The organism is Micromonospora taraxaci, assembly GCF_007830095.1.
In the GTDB taxonomy this organism is placed as follows: domain Bacteria; phylum Actinomycetota; class Actinomycetes; order Mycobacteriales; family Micromonosporaceae; genus Micromonospora; species Micromonospora taraxaci.
The window spans coordinates 344,328-360,638 of record NZ_VIWZ01000002.1 but is presented as its reverse complement, the minus strand read 5'-3'; the positions used below and the strand labels follow the sequence as shown (position 1 = coordinate 360,638).

The 16,311-nt window shown below is 71.7% G+C and carries 14 protein-coding genes; 3 read left to right on the top strand and 11 right to left on the bottom strand.

Annotation, left to right across the window (positions count from 1 at the left end; translation table 11 throughout):
* Positions 1–120: 120 nt before the first annotated feature.
* The 6 genes from FHU34_RS30735 to FHU34_RS30710 are packed head-to-tail and all read right to left on the bottom strand — an operon-like array spanning position 121 to position 7,644.
* Complete coding sequence (locus FHU34_RS30735) at positions 121–1,266, bottom strand: alanine racemase (RefSeq protein WP_145786126.1); 1,146 nt, start codon at positions 1,264–1,266, stop codon at positions 121–123.
* Positions 1,263–2,861, bottom strand: coding sequence for an IucA/IucC family protein (locus tag FHU34_RS30730; protein ID WP_145786125.1), 1,599 nt, complete (start codon positions 2,859–2,861; stop codon positions 1,263–1,265). Before FHU34_RS30730 ends, FHU34_RS30735 begins: the two co-directional genes overlap by 4 nt.
* A complete protein-coding gene (locus tag FHU34_RS30725) occupies positions 2,858–4,486 on the bottom strand; it encodes an IucA/IucC family protein (protein ID WP_145786124.1) in 1,629 nt (542 codons plus the stop codon). Before FHU34_RS30725 ends, FHU34_RS30730 begins: the two co-directional genes overlap by 4 nt.
* Positions 4,483–5,652 carry an ATP-grasp domain-containing protein gene (locus FHU34_RS30720; protein ID WP_145786123.1) on the bottom strand — a complete coding sequence of 390 codons (1,170 nt, stop codon included), beginning with the start codon at positions 5,650–5,652 and terminating at the stop codon, positions 4,483–4,485. The genes FHU34_RS30725 and FHU34_RS30720 overlap by 4 nt, the downstream gene beginning before the upstream one ends.
* A gap of 28 nt (positions 5,653–5,680) precedes the next feature.
* Positions 5,681–6,937, bottom strand: coding sequence for an MFS transporter (locus FHU34_RS30715; RefSeq protein ID WP_145786122.1), 1,257 nt, complete (start codon positions 6,935–6,937; stop codon positions 5,681–5,683).
* Positions 6,934–7,644, bottom strand: coding sequence for a siderophore-interacting protein (locus tag FHU34_RS30710; RefSeq protein ID WP_145786121.1), 711 nt, complete (start codon positions 7,642–7,644; stop codon positions 6,934–6,936). The genes FHU34_RS30715 and FHU34_RS30710 overlap by 4 nt, the downstream gene beginning before the upstream one ends.
* Positions 7,645–7,725: 81 nt before the next feature.
* On the opposite strand from FHU34_RS30710, the gene FHU34_RS30705 reads away from it, so the two are divergent.
* Positions 7,726–8,286, top strand: coding sequence for a GNAT family N-acetyltransferase (locus tag FHU34_RS30705; RefSeq protein ID WP_145786120.1), 561 nt, complete (start codon positions 7,726–7,728; stop codon positions 8,284–8,286).
* 18 nt (positions 8,287–8,304) lie between these two features.
* Here FHU34_RS30705 and FHU34_RS30700 read toward each other — a convergent pair whose 3' ends face one another.
* The 3 genes from FHU34_RS30700 to FHU34_RS30690 are packed head-to-tail and all read right to left on the bottom strand — an operon-like array spanning position 8,305 to position 11,480.
* Positions 8,305–8,922 carry a hypothetical protein gene (locus tag FHU34_RS30700; protein WP_145786119.1) on the bottom strand — a complete coding sequence of 206 codons (618 nt, stop codon included), beginning with the start codon at positions 8,920–8,922 and terminating at the stop codon, positions 8,305–8,307.
* Entirely contained in the window at positions 8,923–9,612 is a 690-nt protein-coding gene (locus FHU34_RS30695; protein WP_244312060.1) for a DUF305 domain-containing protein, read from the bottom strand.
* Positions 9,609–11,480, bottom strand: a complete 1,872-nt coding sequence (locus FHU34_RS30690) for a sigma-70 family RNA polymerase sigma factor (RefSeq protein WP_145786118.1) — start codon at positions 11,478–11,480, stop codon at positions 9,609–9,611. Before FHU34_RS30690 ends, FHU34_RS30695 begins: the two co-directional genes overlap by 4 nt.
* 373 nt (positions 11,481–11,853) lie before the next feature.
* On the opposite strand from FHU34_RS30690, the gene FHU34_RS30685 reads away from it, so the two are divergent.
* Entirely contained in the window at positions 11,854–12,660 is an 807-nt protein-coding gene (locus FHU34_RS30685) for a SigB/SigF/SigG family RNA polymerase sigma factor (protein WP_145786117.1), read from the top strand.
* 6 nt (positions 12,661–12,666) lie between these two features.
* Here the strand turns inward: FHU34_RS30685 and FHU34_RS30680 are convergent, their stop codons facing one another.
* Entirely contained in the window at positions 12,667–13,734 is a 1,068-nt protein-coding gene (locus FHU34_RS30680; protein WP_145786116.1) for a DUF2855 family protein, read from the bottom strand.
* Between the two features lie 68 nt (positions 13,735–13,802).
* The gene (locus FHU34_RS30675) at positions 13,803–15,017 is read right to left on the bottom strand and encodes a PP2C family protein-serine/threonine phosphatase (RefSeq protein WP_145786115.1); all 1,215 of its coding nucleotides are present in this window, start codon (positions 15,015–15,017) and stop codon (positions 13,803–13,805) included.
* Between the two features lie 260 nt (positions 15,018–15,277).
* Between FHU34_RS30675 and FHU34_RS30670 the strand changes: the two genes are divergently transcribed.
* Positions 15,278–16,285: an ice-binding family protein gene (locus tag FHU34_RS30670; protein WP_244312059.1), complete on the top strand. Its 1,008-nt coding sequence runs from the start codon at positions 15,278–15,280 to the stop codon at positions 16,283–16,285.
* Positions 16,286–16,311 lie beyond the last annotated feature (26 nt).

Genomic DNA, 16,311 nt, shown 5'->3' with positions numbered 1-16,311 from the left:
TTGAGGTGACCGGGAGCGTGCCCTTCACTCCCGGGTGAAAGATAGCATGTTATCGATAACAGGCGAGACGGACAGGGCTCGTGAGATGGGCTGCGGCAAGGGCGGGATGCCAGCGCGGGGTCACGAGCCGCGCGGTCGGGCCGCCCATTCCGCGGCCACCTCCTGCGGGTCGCCGTTCCGGAACAGCGGAGGCTCGTGCAGCAGGAAGTCTCGGTGGCTGATGTTCCAGGCGTACGCGCCGGCCATGCCGAAGGCCAGCACGTCACCCACGCCGATCGGCCCGGCGGTGGCCGACCGGGACAGCACGTCCTTCGGGGTGCAGAGCTGCCCGACGACGGTGACCGGTCCGCCGTCGGTACGCGGGCCGTCGACGTCGTGTCGCCGGTGCACGCTGAACGGCTGCGCGTGGCCCTTTGCCGCCGGTGTGCGCAGGTGGTGGGTCCCACCGGCCACCACCACGAACCATTCGCCGTAGGAGCGCTTCACGTCGACGACCTCGGTGAGGTACGCCCCGCAGTAGGCGGTGACCGACCGGCCCGGCTCGATGCGCAGCCGCACGTCCGGGTACGTGTCGAGGACGTCCGCCAGTGCCCGGCCGTAACCGAACCAGTCGAATCGGGCCTCCGGGTCGGCGTAGTCGACGGCCATGCCCCCGCCGACGTCGACCTCGTCGGCGCCGACCTCGGTGACGGCCCACCTGACGACGGCGGCGGCGACCGTGCCGGCGAGGGAAGCGTCCAGCCCGCTGGCCAGGTGGGCGTGGATTCCGCGTACGTCGATGCCGGCGGGCGGGCGGCGGGCGCACTCGATCGCGTCGGCGGGGTCCATGCCGAACGGGCTGGGTCCCCCGCCCATGACCAGGCTCGCGCCCGGGGCGTCGACCGGCAGGTTCACGCGCAGCAACACCTGAGCCGACCGGCCCGAGGCGGCGGCCAGCGCGCCGAGCCGCCGAAGCTCGGCGGGTGACTCGACGTGGATGCGGCGCACGTCGGCGGCGAGTGCGGCGGCGAGGTCCGCGTCGGTCTTGCCCGGCCCGGCGTACGCGGCGGGGGCCCGACCCGGTAGCAGCTCGGCCAGCCTCCGCAGCTCGCCACGGCTCGCAGCCTCGAACCCGTCGACGACCGGGGCGAGGGTACGCAGCACACCGGGATCCGGGTTGGCCTTGACCGCGTACAGCAACTCCACCTTCCGGGGCAGCGCCGCCCGGATGGCGCGGACCTGGGTGGCCAGCGCGTCGAGGTCGTGAACGTAGACGGGTCGCGTCATCGTGGCCCGCCCATCGGGTTCGGCACCGGCACGAAGGGCGCGGCCCGGTCCGCGTCACGCCGCCACCGGACCAGGAGGTTCGCCTTGGCGAGCAGCGGCTCCCCGTTCAGCAGCGCCCGCAGCTCGGGTGGATCGTCGAGGTCGGTCGCCACCGCGTCGAGGACGGTCCGTAGCTCCTGCCACAGCCGCCGTTCGATCCCGGGTCGCGCGTCGGCCAGGGCACCGCAGATGCCACCGAGGTGGTTCACGAACAGGCAGTAGACGATCCGACGACGGGCGTCCCGGGACCCGTAACGGACCTGCGGTGGGACACCGTCGGGCCAGCCGACCAGCCGGTCGGCGTCGAGCTTCACCCCCTCCAGGTCACGCAACAGCATGCGGACCGGGCGGCGGTCGCGGTCGAGAACGACGACCACGTTCTGCAGGTGCGCCTCGTGCACGACGCCGTGGCGAAGCCAGCACCGCAGCACCGCCGGCACCAGCAACCCGATGTACGCGCGCCACCAGTCCACCGGGTCCGGTGTCACCAGCGGCGTGGCGGCCAATGCCGCTGCCAGCATCGGGGTGTCCCCGGGGCGCAGGTGCGGGCGTAGGCCGGTGCGTAGGATCGTCCCGTACGCCTCGTCCGGGCCGGGAACGTCGACGGTGCGGTAGGCGGGTTCGGTGAGCAGCCCCACGCCGGCCGGCATCGGTACCCGTGCCAGCAGGTCGGTCAGCGCCACCGCCCCGGTGAGTTCGTAGCGCGCGTTCTTGCGCAGGCAGTTGGTGATCCGCACGTGCAGGCTGGTCTTGACGAACAGGTCGGCCGTCGGGGCGTAGAGAGTGCGGACGCTCGCCGTCGGTCGCACCGGCGTGCCGGCCTCGCCCAGGTCGCGCAGCCGCGGGTGCGTCGGCGGGAGCAGGGACAGCTGCCAGGGATGCACCGGCAGCACGCGGTGCCCGGCCGGGGGTCGCGGTGGGTCGAGAGCAGCCACGAGCGCGTCGAACGGCCCGGCGCCGACGACCAGATCGTCAGGTACGGCGAGCCAGTGCAGCCGGAACGACGTCCGCAGCTCCGGCGCGTACGCCCGCCAGCGCTCCCGGTCGCCGCTGCGCCACTTCGGCGTGGGGTGGTGCGGGTGGCCGAAGACCAGTGACTGTTCGGAGTCGACGTACGCGTCGATGGCGGGCTCGCCGGTGGGGTTCGGGTTCTCCGCCGGTCGGTCCGCCAGCAGCCGGGCGACGGTGTCCCGGCTGGCCTGGACCTGCTCCACGAACTCGTCGTTGACCAGGCCGGTACGGGTGGTGAGCTCGGCCGCGACCAGGCGCGCCAACCCGTCGGCGTCCAGGTCCGCCCACCGACCGCTGTCGGTCGTCCGCTGCACCAGGCCGACGTAGCGATGTGCCCCGAGTGGCGATTTCCGCGCGACCTCGCAGCGCACCGTGACGTCGAGGTTCGGCAGCAGGAGTTGCGCGGCACCGTCGACCACGGTGGGTGTGCCGTCCGGCGGGGCCAGCTCGCGGATCAGGCAGCCGAAGACGGCGTGCGCGGCGGCCAGGTCGGCGATCCGACCGGTGTCGGTGGCCGGCCGGGAGCGCAGCTGGGCGCCCGTCATCGTGTCTCCCGGAGGTAGTTCGGGCCGGTACGCAGGTAGTACTTGTTGATGTCGGCGCAGCCGAGCCGCTGTTTGGGCAGCAGGGTGCCGGCGGTGAGCATCGCCTTGATGGGCAGGTGGGCGGCCCGCAGGACCCGCTCGGTGAAGGTGCGCGCGGCGGGCCCGTCACCCCACCGGTCGCGGGCGGTGGCGAGCCGGGGTGCCAGCGCGTCGGCGGGTGACGGCACGGGCAGCCCTCGGGCCGCCAGCGCGAGCAGGGGCGCGGCGGCGGCCAGGTGCAGGGTGATGGTGATGAAGACGTCGGCCAACTCCTGCGGGTCGCGCGCCCACATCCGGTCGTCGTCGAGGGCGAGCCCGCCCGGGCCGCCGTGGCGCGCGTCGAGTCGGGCCCCGTCGTTGTCCTTGTAGAGCAGACCGACAGTGCCGTCGGGGTGCACCAGCAGGTGGATGTTCTGCGGGTGCGCCTCCAGGGCGATCCCGTGCCGCAGCCAGAGGTACACGTGCCAGTCGAGCAGCAGGTCCAGGTAGGACTCCAGCAGCGTCACCGGCCGCTCGGGGCTGATGCGTTCGAGGACCGTTCCGGCGACCGGGTCGACCGCGGCGAGGGCCGCGACCGGCACCACGTGCACGCCGGCCAGATCGCGGGGGAATCGGCGCAGGAGGAAGCTGCGCCGCTCGTCCCCGTCGACGTGCGCCCAGGTGCCCTCGTCGGCGTGCCGGATCCGTCCGGCGAAGGTGGGTTCGGCGTCGGCGATCCGGTCGAGCAGCGCGGCGACGGCAGCGCCGTCCGCGAGTGAGCCCGGGCGCAGCGTACGCCGGTTGCGCGCACCGAGGCTCGCGGTCGGCAGCGGCAACTTGAGATGCAGGTACGGGTCGTGGTCGAGCGCCACCGTCCGCATGGAGAGGGTGGGTCGTACGGTGATCGTCGGCAGGTCCGTCACCGGTAGCGCGTCGCGTGTCGCGGTGATCGGATGCACCGGCAACAGGACCTGGTCCCCGCTCTGCGCGCGCGGCCACCAGGACGGGAGTTCGCCGCTGAGCCGGACGTCCTCGGCGGGGGCGGCGTGCCACCGCAGCGTGAGACGCGGGGCGTGCTCCGGGGCGTACCGGAGCAGTTCGTCGTCGTCGAGGCCGTGCCGGCACCGGTCGGTGGGGTAGACCGGGTGGCCGTGGTGGGCGGCGAGCACGTCGTCCAGGAGCGCACCCGGCAGACCGGTCGGGGTGACCGCGCGTTCGGCGGCCACCTGGGCGAGCACCAGTGGCCGGTTGCGGGCGGCGAGCCGCCGGGCCCGCAGGTCGGCGCGACACTCGACGCCGAAGTCCCGCCAGCCGGCCTCAGCCTCGGGACTTTCGCTCGGGGCGAGCAACGTCAACAGCCCTTCCAGCGTGTCCACGCGGTGGGTTTCGCCGTCACCGTCGAGCAGCAGCACCAACGGCGCGGCACTGCGGAGGGCCTGCTGGAACCCGTCCGCCCGCACCGGAACGCACAGCAGGCCGGCGGGGTGCGGCACCTGCCACCAGTCGGGGCCGTCCGGTCGACCGGTGCTCAGCAGGCCGAGGTGATCCTCGCGCAGCAGGGCGTCGAGCACCCGGGCGAAGAGTTCACGCTCGCAGTCGTCGGTCACGCGACGATGGTCCACTGGAGGTCTCTGCGGAAGGCGGCCAGCGACTGCCGCACGGTGCCCTCGTCACTGCCGACGGCGTGCAGTACGGCGAGGTAGTCACGGTTCGTCCCGGTGTGGTCGGCGACGCGGCCCACCTCGCGCAGCGGATGGCAGGCCAGCCGGACGTCGCCGTCCACGGCCTCCACCCGCCCCGGCGCGGTGACCAGGCGGCCGGGACGGTCCGCGCAGACGTACTCGACCTGGGCGTACCTGTCGACGGTGGCGGGCAGGTCGAGGGCGCTCAACGGCTCACCGAGGTGCAGGCGGATGACGTGCTCGAACAACGGCACGTCGAACAGCTCGGCGAGGATCAGGTCCATCCGGTCGCCGATGAGCCGGTAGTTCACCTCGATCAGCCGGACCCGGCCTTCGGAGACGACGTACTCGGTGTGGCAGGCGCCGAAGCCCACCCCGAGCGCGTCGAGGCACGCCCGCAACCGGGTGCTCTCCCGCTCTGCCGGGGGCGACCAGGAGAGGCTCTCCTCGGTGAAGGTCGGCGGCGGCCCGAGGCCGGTACGCCAACCGCCCAGGGAGGCCAGCGCGTTGCCGTCGCCGAGGGTCTCGAAGGTCCGCAACTCGCCGGCGAGGTACTCCTCGACGATCAAGGCCACCTCCGGCCGACGGCCACGGATCTCGGTGACCCGGGCGACCAGCTCGGCAGGGTCGACGACCAGGTACGCGTCTTCGCTGGCCACCCCCGCGCGGGGCTTGACCACGGCCGGGAACATCCCGGCCGGCACCTCCGGCACGGCACCGGGATCGATGGTGACGGTGCGTACCAGGTCAAGCCCGGCAGCCGCGATCGCCCGGCGGGCCGCGGCCTTGTCCTTGCACAGACGGGCGGCGTCGGGGTCCTTGCCGGGCAGGCCGAGCTGTCGGGCGGCGATCGCGGTGGCCTCCTGGAGGTGGTCGCTATTGGACAGTAACGCCACCGGTCGGGTCGGCGCGGTCGCCGCGACCACCGCAGCCGGGTCGCGGACCGCGCAGGGCGCCACCGGCACGTCCGCCGGCCACTCGGCGGGCCGGTCGGTCAGCACGGTGGCCGAGAGCCCGAGCGCCGACGCCGCCGGGAGGAGCCCTTCCACGACGGCGTCGGTGGGGTTGAGCGCGGTCAGGTACAGCCGCAACGACGCCTCCGTCGGCCACCGACAGTGGTCACGCCACGGCCTTCACACCGTCCGCCGTTGGCTGCTCCGCCGAGTCGGGGGTGGCACCGGGAACGGGGGGAAACCTCCGCTGGTGGGCCAGGCCGAGGAGGACGCCGGCGACCACCAGCACGATGGCGGCGACCGCCACCGGCGGGTAGCCGACCCGGTCGGCGGCCGCGAGGCCGATGGACGCGGCCACGAACGAGCAGACCAGGCCGAACGACGACAGGACGGTGAAGTCGGTGCCGCCGGTGTCCGGGCGCGAGTAGTCCATGTTGACGGTGTAGAGCACCACGTTGGCGATCGTGTAGGCCACCATGAAGCAGCAGAGCGCGGCGACCGTCCCGCCCAACGGCGCGCGACCGTTCATCAGCGGCAGCAGGAGCAGCGTCGACACCGTGAGGGCCGCGCCTCCGACCACGAGGACGCCGCTGCGCCCGAACCGTCCGATGCCCAGACCGGCGACCAGACCAGCCGCGATGGCCGGCGCGCTGATCACCACCCCGGTGACGACGCCGATCCGGCCCAACGACCACCCGGCGTCGACCAGGGCGGGCGTCACCAGCGCGTACGCCATCCCCGCCCCGACGTAGACCAACGGCACCACACCGAACGTCCACCACCGGCAGCCCGGCTGGCCGAACACGGACAGCAACGCCCGGTAGGCGGTGCCGATCCTCGCCACCCGATCGGTGCGGGTTGGCTCCCGGAACCGCCACACCACCATCAGGCCGACCGCCGTCATCGCGGCCAGCAGGCCGATCGCCGGCACCCAGCCGAACCGGTCGTAGACCAGGACGCAGGCTCCGCCGCCGAGCAGGTTGCCGAGGTAGCTCGCGGCGACCTGGATTCCGTTACCGGTCCCCCGGCTCGACTCGGCGAGCATCCGGACCGCGACGGCGTCCACGGCGATGTCCTGCGTGGCGGAGAAGAAGACGTACGCGGCGCAGATCGCGACGATCGGGCCGAGCGCGTCGGCCGGGTCGGAGAACGGCAGCAGCGCCAGCAGAGCGAGCACCAGAGCGCTCTGGAGCACCAGCAACCAGGACCGGTAGTGACCCCGGTGCCGCGAACCGTACCGGTCCAGGATCGGTGCCCAGAGGAACTTGACGGGCCAGATCAGGCCGACGATCTGCAGCAGGGCCAGGGTGTCCAGCGAGGTGCCGCCGTCGCGCAGGATGGCGGTCAGACCGACGGTGATGAAGCCGACCCCGAGGTACTGCGTGACGTACAGCGCGGTCAGCGTGCCGAGCCGGCCCTTCATGCCGCTTTCCAGTAGCCGAGGGAGGTCACCCGGTCCTTGTCGACACCCAACGTCCGCCGGATGTGCCGGGTGATGCCACGGGTCGTGGCCGCCTCGCAGGCCACCCAGTAGTGCCCCTCGCCGCCGTTCGGCAGTGCCGCGCAGACCGTGTCGACGAGGTGTTGGCCCCCGTCGCGTCGAGGGACCCAGGTGACGTCGTGGTGCGCTCGGGCGCGCGGCGCGAGAGCCTTCTCGCCGTCGTGGGCGTACTCCAGCCAGACCGTCGCCGGGATGTCGGCGCCGGCGTCGAGCAGGCTGTTCACGGCGGGCAGGGACGCCGCGTCGCCGACGAGGTAGAGGTGCTCGGGCGCCGGGTCGGGCAGCTCGAACGCGCTGCCCTGGACTGTGGCGCTGATGGTGTCGCCGATCTGGGCGGTGGTGGCCCAGCGGGCGGCGCAGCCGTCGTGGATGGCGAATTCGAGTGTGAAGCGGCCGGTGACCGGGTCGGGGTCGACGAGCGTGTACGCCCGCTGGTGTGCCCGGCCGTCGTTGTCGAACCACAGCCGGATCCACATCGTCGGGTGCACCCCGCACGCCTCCAGCAGGCCGCCGCCGTCGAGCAGGAGCCGCTGGTAGTGACCATCGATCGACTCGGTGCCCAGCACGGTCAACCGAAAGTCCCGGCCGCCCATGGCCTTGAGGACCAGGGCCTCCCAGTTCCGTTTCACGCACCCCTCCAGGTAAGGTCATCCTTGGTTAGGGGAGGTTAACCTAAGTTACGTCCTGGAAGGAACAGAGGACAGCGCCCGATGACGTACCTGGAGAAAGTCGCCGGTCTCGGTGAGCTGTCATTGGTGACCGTGGACCCCGACCGCCACGCCGCACTCCTGCACGGCTGGGTGACCCTTCCCCGCAACTCGTTCTGGGGCATGGGGTCACACACAGTGGACGAGGTGCGCGAGATCTACGCCTTCGTGGACGGCCTGCCGACGCACCACGCGTACCTGATCATGGTCGACGCGGAGCCGGTCGGCCTCTTCCAAACCTATCAGCCCGAGGCGGACCCGGTCGGCGAGCGCTACCGCGTCCAGCCCGGCGACGTAGGCATGCACCTGCTGCTCAGCCCGGACCGACGCCTGGCCCGCGGCCTCACCAACGTCGTCGGCCCGGCCCTCGCCCGCTTCCTGTTCCGCGACCCGTCCGCCCAGCGGATCGTGGTCGAGCCGGACGTCCGCAACCACCTCGCGCTACGCCGACTGGAGATCGAGGGGTTCACCCTCGACTCGGAGATCGACATGCCCGACAAGCGCGCCCAGCTCGCGTTCCTGACGCGCGACCGGTTCGAGGCGAACCACCCCTCACCGGCCTGAGCACCCTGGCGGCGGGCGTCAGCTGTTGGCGCTCCAGAAGCCGATCAGAGTCGCGGTCCACCAGCCCACCTGGGAGACGGTGGCCGCGACGACACCAGCGAGCAGAGCCGACCAGGGCGGAGGGCCGTCCACGGCGGTGAGTCGATCCCGGACACGGCCGAGGAACAACCCGTTGACGCCCACCGCCAACACCGCGAGCAGCTTGACCCAGACCAGCCCGGACGACGTGTCCGGGCCCAGGGCCGCGCCGCTGACCAGGAGACCCACCAGGCCCAGCCAGATGAGCAGGTGTACGCCGCGTGCGGCGGTCAGCACACTGCCGAGCGACTCCCGGCGGAGCAGCCAGCGGAGACTGATCCAGTCCACCGTCAACACCGCGCCGAAGCCCACCACGAGGCAGGTCAGGTGGCAGAAGAGGGCGACCATCCGCCAACCCGGGGAGAGGCTGAGGTGCGGCGCGAGAAGGATGGCGAACAACCACCCGGCGGTCATCGTCAGGATCGAGGTGACGATCGCGGTCCGCCCGGCGGCGCGGCGATGACCACCACGCCACCGCGCGGCCGGCGACGCCTCGGCACGGTGGGCCGCCGGTGACACCCGGATCGGGGTACGGACGACGGCGTGCAGGTCAGACACTCAGTCGACCCGCGGAGCGCCGGGCTGGCCGTCCAGAGCGCTCAGCTCGGTGGCCCGTGCCTGCTGGATCCGGCCGGCGAGCGCCTTCAGCTCCGGGCTACCTCCGGCGGTCTGCTCGCCCCGGCACAACACCACTGTCTGCGCGAGGTGCGCCCGTAGCAGGGCAGCCGCCCGGGACGGCACCTCGGCGTCGGGGGTGGCTCGCAACTCGTCGAGACTGGCAGCGGTGACCATGCCGGGCATCTGGTGCCCCTCGTGGATGTTCAACTCCGGAACGTTGCCTGCGGCCAGGATCCCGCGCAGGTCCCGCAACTCGGCCTGGTGCGCCTGCCGGAGGTCGCCGAGGAGGGCCCGCAGTGACGGATCGGCCCCCGTGGGCCGGGTGTCGAGGTGGTCGATCAGCGCGAGCGCACCCTCGTTCATCGGGATCAGCAGTTGGATGAATGCGTCATCGGTGCCGTTGAGCACCACGGGCACGGTCGGCACGGCAGCGGGCGAGGCGGCCGCCGCCGACGGAACGGCGGCAGACCGGTCTGCCACTCGGTCGGAGCGGCCCCAACCCTGGCTGAGACCGACGGCCAGCGTCGTCGCGACCAGGGTGGCGACGACACCGACGATCCGCCAGACGCGGCCGTCGACCCCGGAGCGTCCGGCAGTGATCGGCGGCTCCACCGGCGCGGCCCCGCTCAACGGGCGGCCTGGAAGGCGCGGCCGACCGCTGTCGCCTGGGTCCCGCTGCTGAACAATCCGGACCGGTCCTTGTCCGTGGCCGGGAGGCCGAACCACGCGTAGCGCTGCACGTAGGAAAGTTGACCGAGCATGGCGGTGGCCGCCGTGAGGAAGGCAGCCTGCTGCTCCTGGCCGGGGAACTGCGCACCGCCGCCGTCGAAGCGGATCAGGGCGAACTCCGTCAGCCAGATCGGTTTGCGGTACCGCTGGTAGACGGCCTGGAGGTACTGCCGGAGTTGGTCGACCGCGGCGGCGGTGGCGAAGTCGGCACCGAACCAGTGCACGGTGATGAAGTCCACCCGGTGACCTCGGGCCTGGGCGCCGGTCATGAACCGGTCGAGCCAACCCTGCGGATCGGGCGCGCCGACGGCGACCGCCGGGCTGCCCAGTCTGCTGCCCGTCGCCATCAACTGTGGCCACAGGTCGAGCGCCTGCTCGACGGTCATGTTCGCCTGCTCGGGCATGTCCGGCTCGTTGAAGGTGAGCAGGTCCGGCCCCGCCGCCTTCGCCCTGGCCAGGTCGGGGGCGGTGACGTTCTCCGCACTGCGGATCATGGGCACGAACGTGACACCCTTCGGGGTGCTGATCCCCGGGTGCTGGGTGCCCCAGGTGTAGTACCAGCCGGCCTTCGAGGCTGCCAGCGCCTGACTGGCCCCGGCGAAGTTCCACACTCCGACGCCCTTGCGGGCGGAGCTGACCGCCGGGGCGACCGGGGCCTTCGACGAGGGCCGGGCGCTCGGCGACGGGGCGACGCTCGGCGGGGCGACGGCGGTCGGCGCCGCGGACGGCGGAGCGGCCCAGGAGGGTGCGGACGGATCGTCCGGCAGGATCACGACCGCCATGGTGATGGCCAGGACAGCCGCGGCCACACCTGCGGCCAGCGATGGGACGAGGCCACGGGGCCGGTTCATCGCGAGGTCGACGACGCTCGGCCCGCCGCCCGCGTCAGGGGGTGGGGTCGGCCCGGCACTGGGTGCGACTGTCGGACCCGGGGACCCGACGACCTGCGCGGCGGCGGTGGGTGCGGCCGTGCCCGGGAAGTGGGCGCTGAGGCCCGCCGGCAGCGGCAGCATCGGCAGGCCGGCGAGCAGCCGGTCGATCGGCAGCAGCGTGGAGCCGAGTTGCCCGCAGACCGCGCAGTCGCGGACGTGTCGGGCCAGTCGCTTGCGCCAGAGAGGGCTGGGCGTGCCGTCCCACTCGGCCGTCACGGCCTGCAGGTCCGGGCAGCCCGGTCGGGCACGCAGCGCGCGTACGACGCCGCGGGCGCTCTGGATCTGCTCCTTCATCCGGTGGATCCGCACCGCTACGTGTCCTGGTGACAGCCCGAGCGCGTCGGCGACCTCGTTGCGGGCGATCTCGCCGGTCTCCTCCAGCCACCACAGCGACAGCAACTCCTGGTCGTCAGGGTCGAGCCAACGGGTCGCCTCGGCGACCTCGCGTCGCTGGTCGGTGAGGCCGAGCCGGAGGATGGTCATGCCCGCGAAGTCGGAGGCGGGGTCGGGCACGTTGTGGATCGCGTCCAGCCCGGCGTCGCGGTTGAGCGCGACGCGTCGGCGCTGTTCCCAGTCGCGCACCTGGCGGATGGCGATCGCCACCAGCCACGATCGGTACGCCGCCGGGTCGTTGAGCGCGGGCAGGTACCGGATGACCCGTACCAACGTCTCCTGGACCACGTCGTCGACGTCGGCGTGACCGCGCAGCGCACGCCCGACGATGTTGTAGACCAGCGGCAGCGAGGCCGCGACGACGTCGTCGAGGGCGCGCTGGTCGCCCTGTCGGGCCGCGACGACCAACCCGGCATCGGGTAGTGCTCGACCGGCTGGCGACATCTGCGTCACTCCTCGTGTGCTCGTCCGCGCGGCGCCCACGCTGCGCGTTGACCGCCCTCAGGATCGGAGACTGGCAGCGTCGAGTCGGATTACAGAATTGTCGGGCCGCCGACGGGCCGATGGCCACCCAGGGCCGTGGGCAGCGGATCGAGCGGCATTGGTCCGTGTGGCATCGTACTTTCGGCTAGTAAATAGTCGGTCTTTCGGGTAGCGTTCACGCCATCAAGTGAACGACATGACGCGGTGGTGAGGCCCGTGATCGTGGCCTTACGACAGCGCACCCTCGCCCGTACGTGCGCCCCGGCGGCTGCCGGTTCGGAGATCTCTTCCGGTCGATCCGATCGCCGGGCGCCTCCGGAGAGGACCACCCCCAATGGCCAGCATCGTCGGAACAGCAACCAACACTCTCCTCCACCGGCGCAGCAGTGACCAGAGCCCGGACGACCTCCTGGCCATTCTGGCGGCGACTCCGGCCGACGACCCTCGCCGCCCAGCGCTACGGGACCGCGCCATCGAGGCATGGCTGCCGCTCGCCCGACACCTGGCCCGCCGCTACGCCGGGCGAGGCGCCGCCGACGAGGACCTGACCCAGACCGCGTCGGTCGGGCTCATCAAGGCCGTCGACAACTTCGACCACAACCGGGGCGTCGACTTCACCGGCTACGCCATTCCCACCATCATCGGCGAAATCAAGCGGTACTTCCGGGACCGCACCTGGGCGGTGCGCGTGCCCCGCCGCCTTCAGGAGCTACGCCTGTCGATCAGCGCGGCGAACAGCGTCCTCACCCAGACCCTCGGTCGTTCGCCGACCGTGGCCGATGTCGCGGCGTACCTGGGCCTGACCGAGGAGACAGTGCTGGAGGGTCTGGAGGGCGCGCGCGCCTACCGGGCCACATCGCTGTCCACTCCGATCGGGGACAACGGCAACCGGGAACTCGCCGACACCCTCGGCGGCGACGACCACGAGTTCGACCTCGTGGAGCTCCGGGTCGCCCTCGGCCCGGCCCTCGCCGCACTGCCGGAGCGCGAACGCGAGATCCTGAGCCTGCGCTTCCACGGAAACCTGACCCAGGCAGAGATCGCCGACCGGGTCGGTGTCTCGCAGATGCACGTCTCCCGACTGATCACCCGATCGTTGGCCACGCTGCGTCGCCACCTCTCCGACGACAGCGTTTCCTGAGATCGCTCAGAGCTGGACGACTCGACCCACCCGTGGCGGCGTACGGCCCGCGAGCACGTCGAGCCACGCCTCGCGGAGGGCCTCCGGACCCGCCCCCACCTGGACGTCGAGCCACCCGCCCACGACAGCGGTGAAACGTTGCCAGGCTTCGGTGAACCGTCTGTCGAGACCGCCGCGGCCCCAGTCCTGGCTGCGCTTGCGCATCTGGACCGGCGCGAAGAACACCTCCTCGGCGGCGTCGGCGTTCGGTGTCTGGTTGGTGAGCCCCACCGCGATGTCCCGGACGAGCCGGTCGCCGAGGTGCTGGCGCAAGGTGGCACGGGTCGAGGGCGCGCCGGACAGGTCGAGGTAGACGGTCGGGACGGCATCGACACCGTCGATGTCGTCGTACGAGACGACCTCGTCGTAGCAGCCCAGCGACCGGGTGAAGGCCAGGTTGCCGGGCGACGTGAGACCGACCAGGCGCGGTCCGCGACCGCGCAGCTCGAACGCGGCGGCGTACGCGGTCTTGCTCGACGCCGACGACACAAGCAGCGACTCGGCGCCGTAGAAGTCGTTGTCCACGACCTGGTCGGCCAGCATGAACGAGGTGAAGAACAGCGGCCGGAACAGGATCAGCAGGTCCTCCTGGTCCGGTTGGTACGCCGGGTCACCGCTCGTTGACCGGTACGCGTTGTACGGCGACGGCAACTCGGCCCGGTGCGGGCTCGCGTCGCGGAAGCCGGAGGTGTCCACCCGGTCGGGACGCACCAGCAGGTGACCCGCGGGCGGCAGGTATCCGTAGACCCGCTGCCCCACCTCGACGCCGGCAACCGTCGAGGCGACCACCTCGGCGAAACCCCAGAGCGGCGGCAGGCCCCACTGCGGCCCGAGCCCACGGGACGCCGGCGGGAAGAACTCCCAGTAGCGCATCGCGTCGCCGAGCACCGCGTAGGTCACGTTGTTGGCGGTGACTCCGACGCGATCCACCCGCAGCACGGCTTCGCCGTCGGCCGCGACCGGCGCGGCACCGTCGACGAGCGTGGTCTGCCCGAGGTCGTCACGCGTCACCGCGAAGGTCCATGAGTCGGCCATGAGGTGACGCTAGACACGACCACGAGGGGAGACAAGTGCACTGCGAGTGCAAAATCCCACTCGCTCGGTCAGGAGCGGTTCGCGGCCAGATCGCGCAGGTGCGCCAACGGCAGGTGCGGCGGCCGCCACTCCACGAAAAGAGCCGTCGCGTCGTCCTCGAGCGTGTCGTCCTGGTAACCGACGACGGCGCGTACCAGCCGACGCATCGTCTCCGGGCTGGGCAACTGGTCGTTCAGGGCCCGATTGACGAAGTCGACCAGCCGGTCCAGCCCGAACTGCTCCCCGTCGGCGCTGCGCGCATCGGTGATGCCGTCGGTGTAGCCGAGGATGCGGTCGCCCGGGTGCAGGTCCTCCACGTGCACCCTCGGGCGACGGGGAGAGAGGTGGCCCAGGCCGAGCGGCAGCGCGGTCGGCCCCGGAAGCTCGCGAATGGCCTTGCCGTCGCGCAACAGCATCGCGCCGGGGTGACCCGCGTTGATCATGCTCAGCCGGCCGGTCCGGCGATCCAACTCGGCGAGCAACCCGGTCGCGAAGAAGTTCGGGTGCTCGGATCGCACCCACCTGTCGATGCTGATCGCCGTGTCCACCAGGTCGAGGCCACTCCGGCGGGCGTTGCGGTACGCGCTGACGACGAGTGAGGCGATGGTGCTCGCCTTGATGCCGTGCCCGCACGTGTCGAAGAGTCCGACGCTGAGCACGTCGTCGTTCAGCGCGTAGTCGAAGATGTCGCCGCCGACGTCGTAACACGGTTCGAGGATGGCGGTGATCACCAGGTCGTCGGTCGCGAAGGTCAGCGGTGGGAGCAGGCCCCACACGATCTCGGCTGCTACCTGCATCGGGAGACGACGCCGCATCCGCTCGACCACGTCACCATAGAGCCGGCGGTTGACCAGGATCTGAGCGACGTTGACCGCCACCTCCCAGGCTGGGCTGTCCATCGTCTCGGTGGCGGCCTCCGGCGAGACGATCTCCAGCACACCCATCCGCTCGCACCCGAGCAGCAGGGGGACCCAGATCCGATCGGGGTTGTCGGGCGCGCGCTGGATGTCGAGGGTGGTGAAGGCCCGGCCGGCGAGGGTCGTCTCGACCGACTGCTCGGCTCGGACCAGGCCGCTGCCGAGCAGGGGCACGAGGAGAGACTGCGTGTAGTCGGCCAGATAGATCACGATCTCGCTGGCGTTGATGGCGGGAGCTGCCCGGGCTACCAGCTGGGACAGCTCGTCCGGCCCACCTCGGGGCGCGTTGAGCTGCAGCCAACGCACCACCTCGCCGACGTCACCCACGGCACCACCTCCCCTGCCTACAGGAGCACGTAGCGCAGGTGGTGAGGCTACCTCGCCGCGGCGCGTTGCCCGCGGGCCGATCGCCCACCCCCGGCCGGCCGTTGCTCGCGCACCTCAGCTGCCTCACCCATCTCACGAGTTCTGCAACCTTTGCGAGCTTGGTATGCAAAAGTCCGATTGAGCAACCCCTGTGTTCCGTGCGGCCGCACAACCGCCGCACAACTGGCGTCCGGTGAGATGCCTTCGCGAAAGGGCACGTAGTGACAACCAAACTGATCCGCCATCCGCGCCGCGCGCTACTGTCCGGACTGGCGGCCATCGCCGCCAGCAGCACAGCCGCCGCCGTACTGATCTTCAGTGGCACCGGCGCGAGCGCCGCCGAAGCACCGGTGGGCCTGGGAACGGCCGCGAACTTCTCGGTGCTGGCCGGCACGACCGTCACCAACACCGGGCCGAGCTTCCTCGCCCAAAGCCTCGGCGTCAGCCCCGGCAACACCGCGCCCGGGTTCCCGCCCGGAGTCGTGGCCGGTGAGATTCACCTCGGCGACGCCGTCGCCCTGCAGGCCAAGAACGACCTGACCACCGCCTACAACGACGCGGCCGGTCGGACCCCGTTCACCAACCTGCCCGCGGAACTGGGCGGATCCACACTGATCCCCGGGGTCTACCGGCTCGGCGCCGCGCAGCTGACCGGAGCCCTGACGCTCAACAGCCAGGGTGACCCGGCAGCGGTGTTCATCTTCCAGATCGAGTCCACCCTCATCACCGCGTCCAACAGCAGCGTGGTGTTCATCAACGGCGCCTCGCCCTGCAACGTCTACTGGCAGGTGGGCAGCTCGGCCACGCTCGGCACCGGCACCCGTTTCATGGGCAACATCCTGGCCCAGACCTCGATCACCATGAACACCGGCGCCACCCTCCAGGGCCGCGCCCTGGCACAGACCGGCGCTGTCACCCTCGACACCAACACCATCAACGCTCCCGTCTGCCTCCAGCCGACCGGGACGCCCACCCAGACCCCGACGGGCACACCGACGGGCCAGCCCACCGGCACTCCGACGGGCCAACCCACTGGGACACCGACGGGCCAGCCCACCGGCACACCGACCGGTCAGCCCACGGCACGACCGACCCGTACGACGCTGCCCGTCACCGGTGCCAGCGGCGGCAGCTCCCTGCTGCCCGTCCTGACCGGAATCGGTAGCGTCGCCATCGCCAGCGGCGGAGCCCTGCTGCTCCTCTACCGTCGCCGGAGGTTCGAGTCCTGACCGATGTGCCCCGGCGGCCGGTGACC

Excerpts from the sequence above, each read along its gene's own strand:
- FHU34_RS30715 (WP_145786122.1), bottom strand. The coding sequence starts at position 6,937 with ATGAAGGGCCGGCTCGGCACGCTGACCGCGCTGTACGTCACGCAGTAC.
- FHU34_RS30705 (WP_145786120.1), top strand. The coding sequence starts at position 7,726 with ATGACGTACCTGGAGAAAGTCGCCGGTCTCGGTGAGCTGTCATTGGTG.
- FHU34_RS30690 (WP_145786118.1), bottom strand. The coding sequence starts at position 11,480 with ATGTCGCCAGCCGGTCGAGCACTACCCGATGCCGGGTTGGTCGTCGCG.
- FHU34_RS30730 (WP_145786125.1), bottom strand. The coding sequence starts at position 2,861 with ATGACGGGCGCCCAGCTGCGCTCCCGGCCGGCCACCGACACCGGTCGG.
- FHU34_RS30735 (WP_145786126.1), bottom strand. The coding sequence starts at position 1,266 with ATGACGCGACCCGTCTACGTTCACGACCTCGACGCGCTGGCCACCCAG.
- FHU34_RS30680 (WP_145786116.1), bottom strand. The coding sequence starts at position 13,734 with ATGGCCGACTCATGGACCTTCGCGGTGACGCGTGACGACCTCGGGCAG.
- FHU34_RS30685 (WP_145786117.1), top strand. The coding sequence starts at position 11,854 with ATGGCCAGCATCGTCGGAACAGCAACCAACACTCTCCTCCACCGGCGC.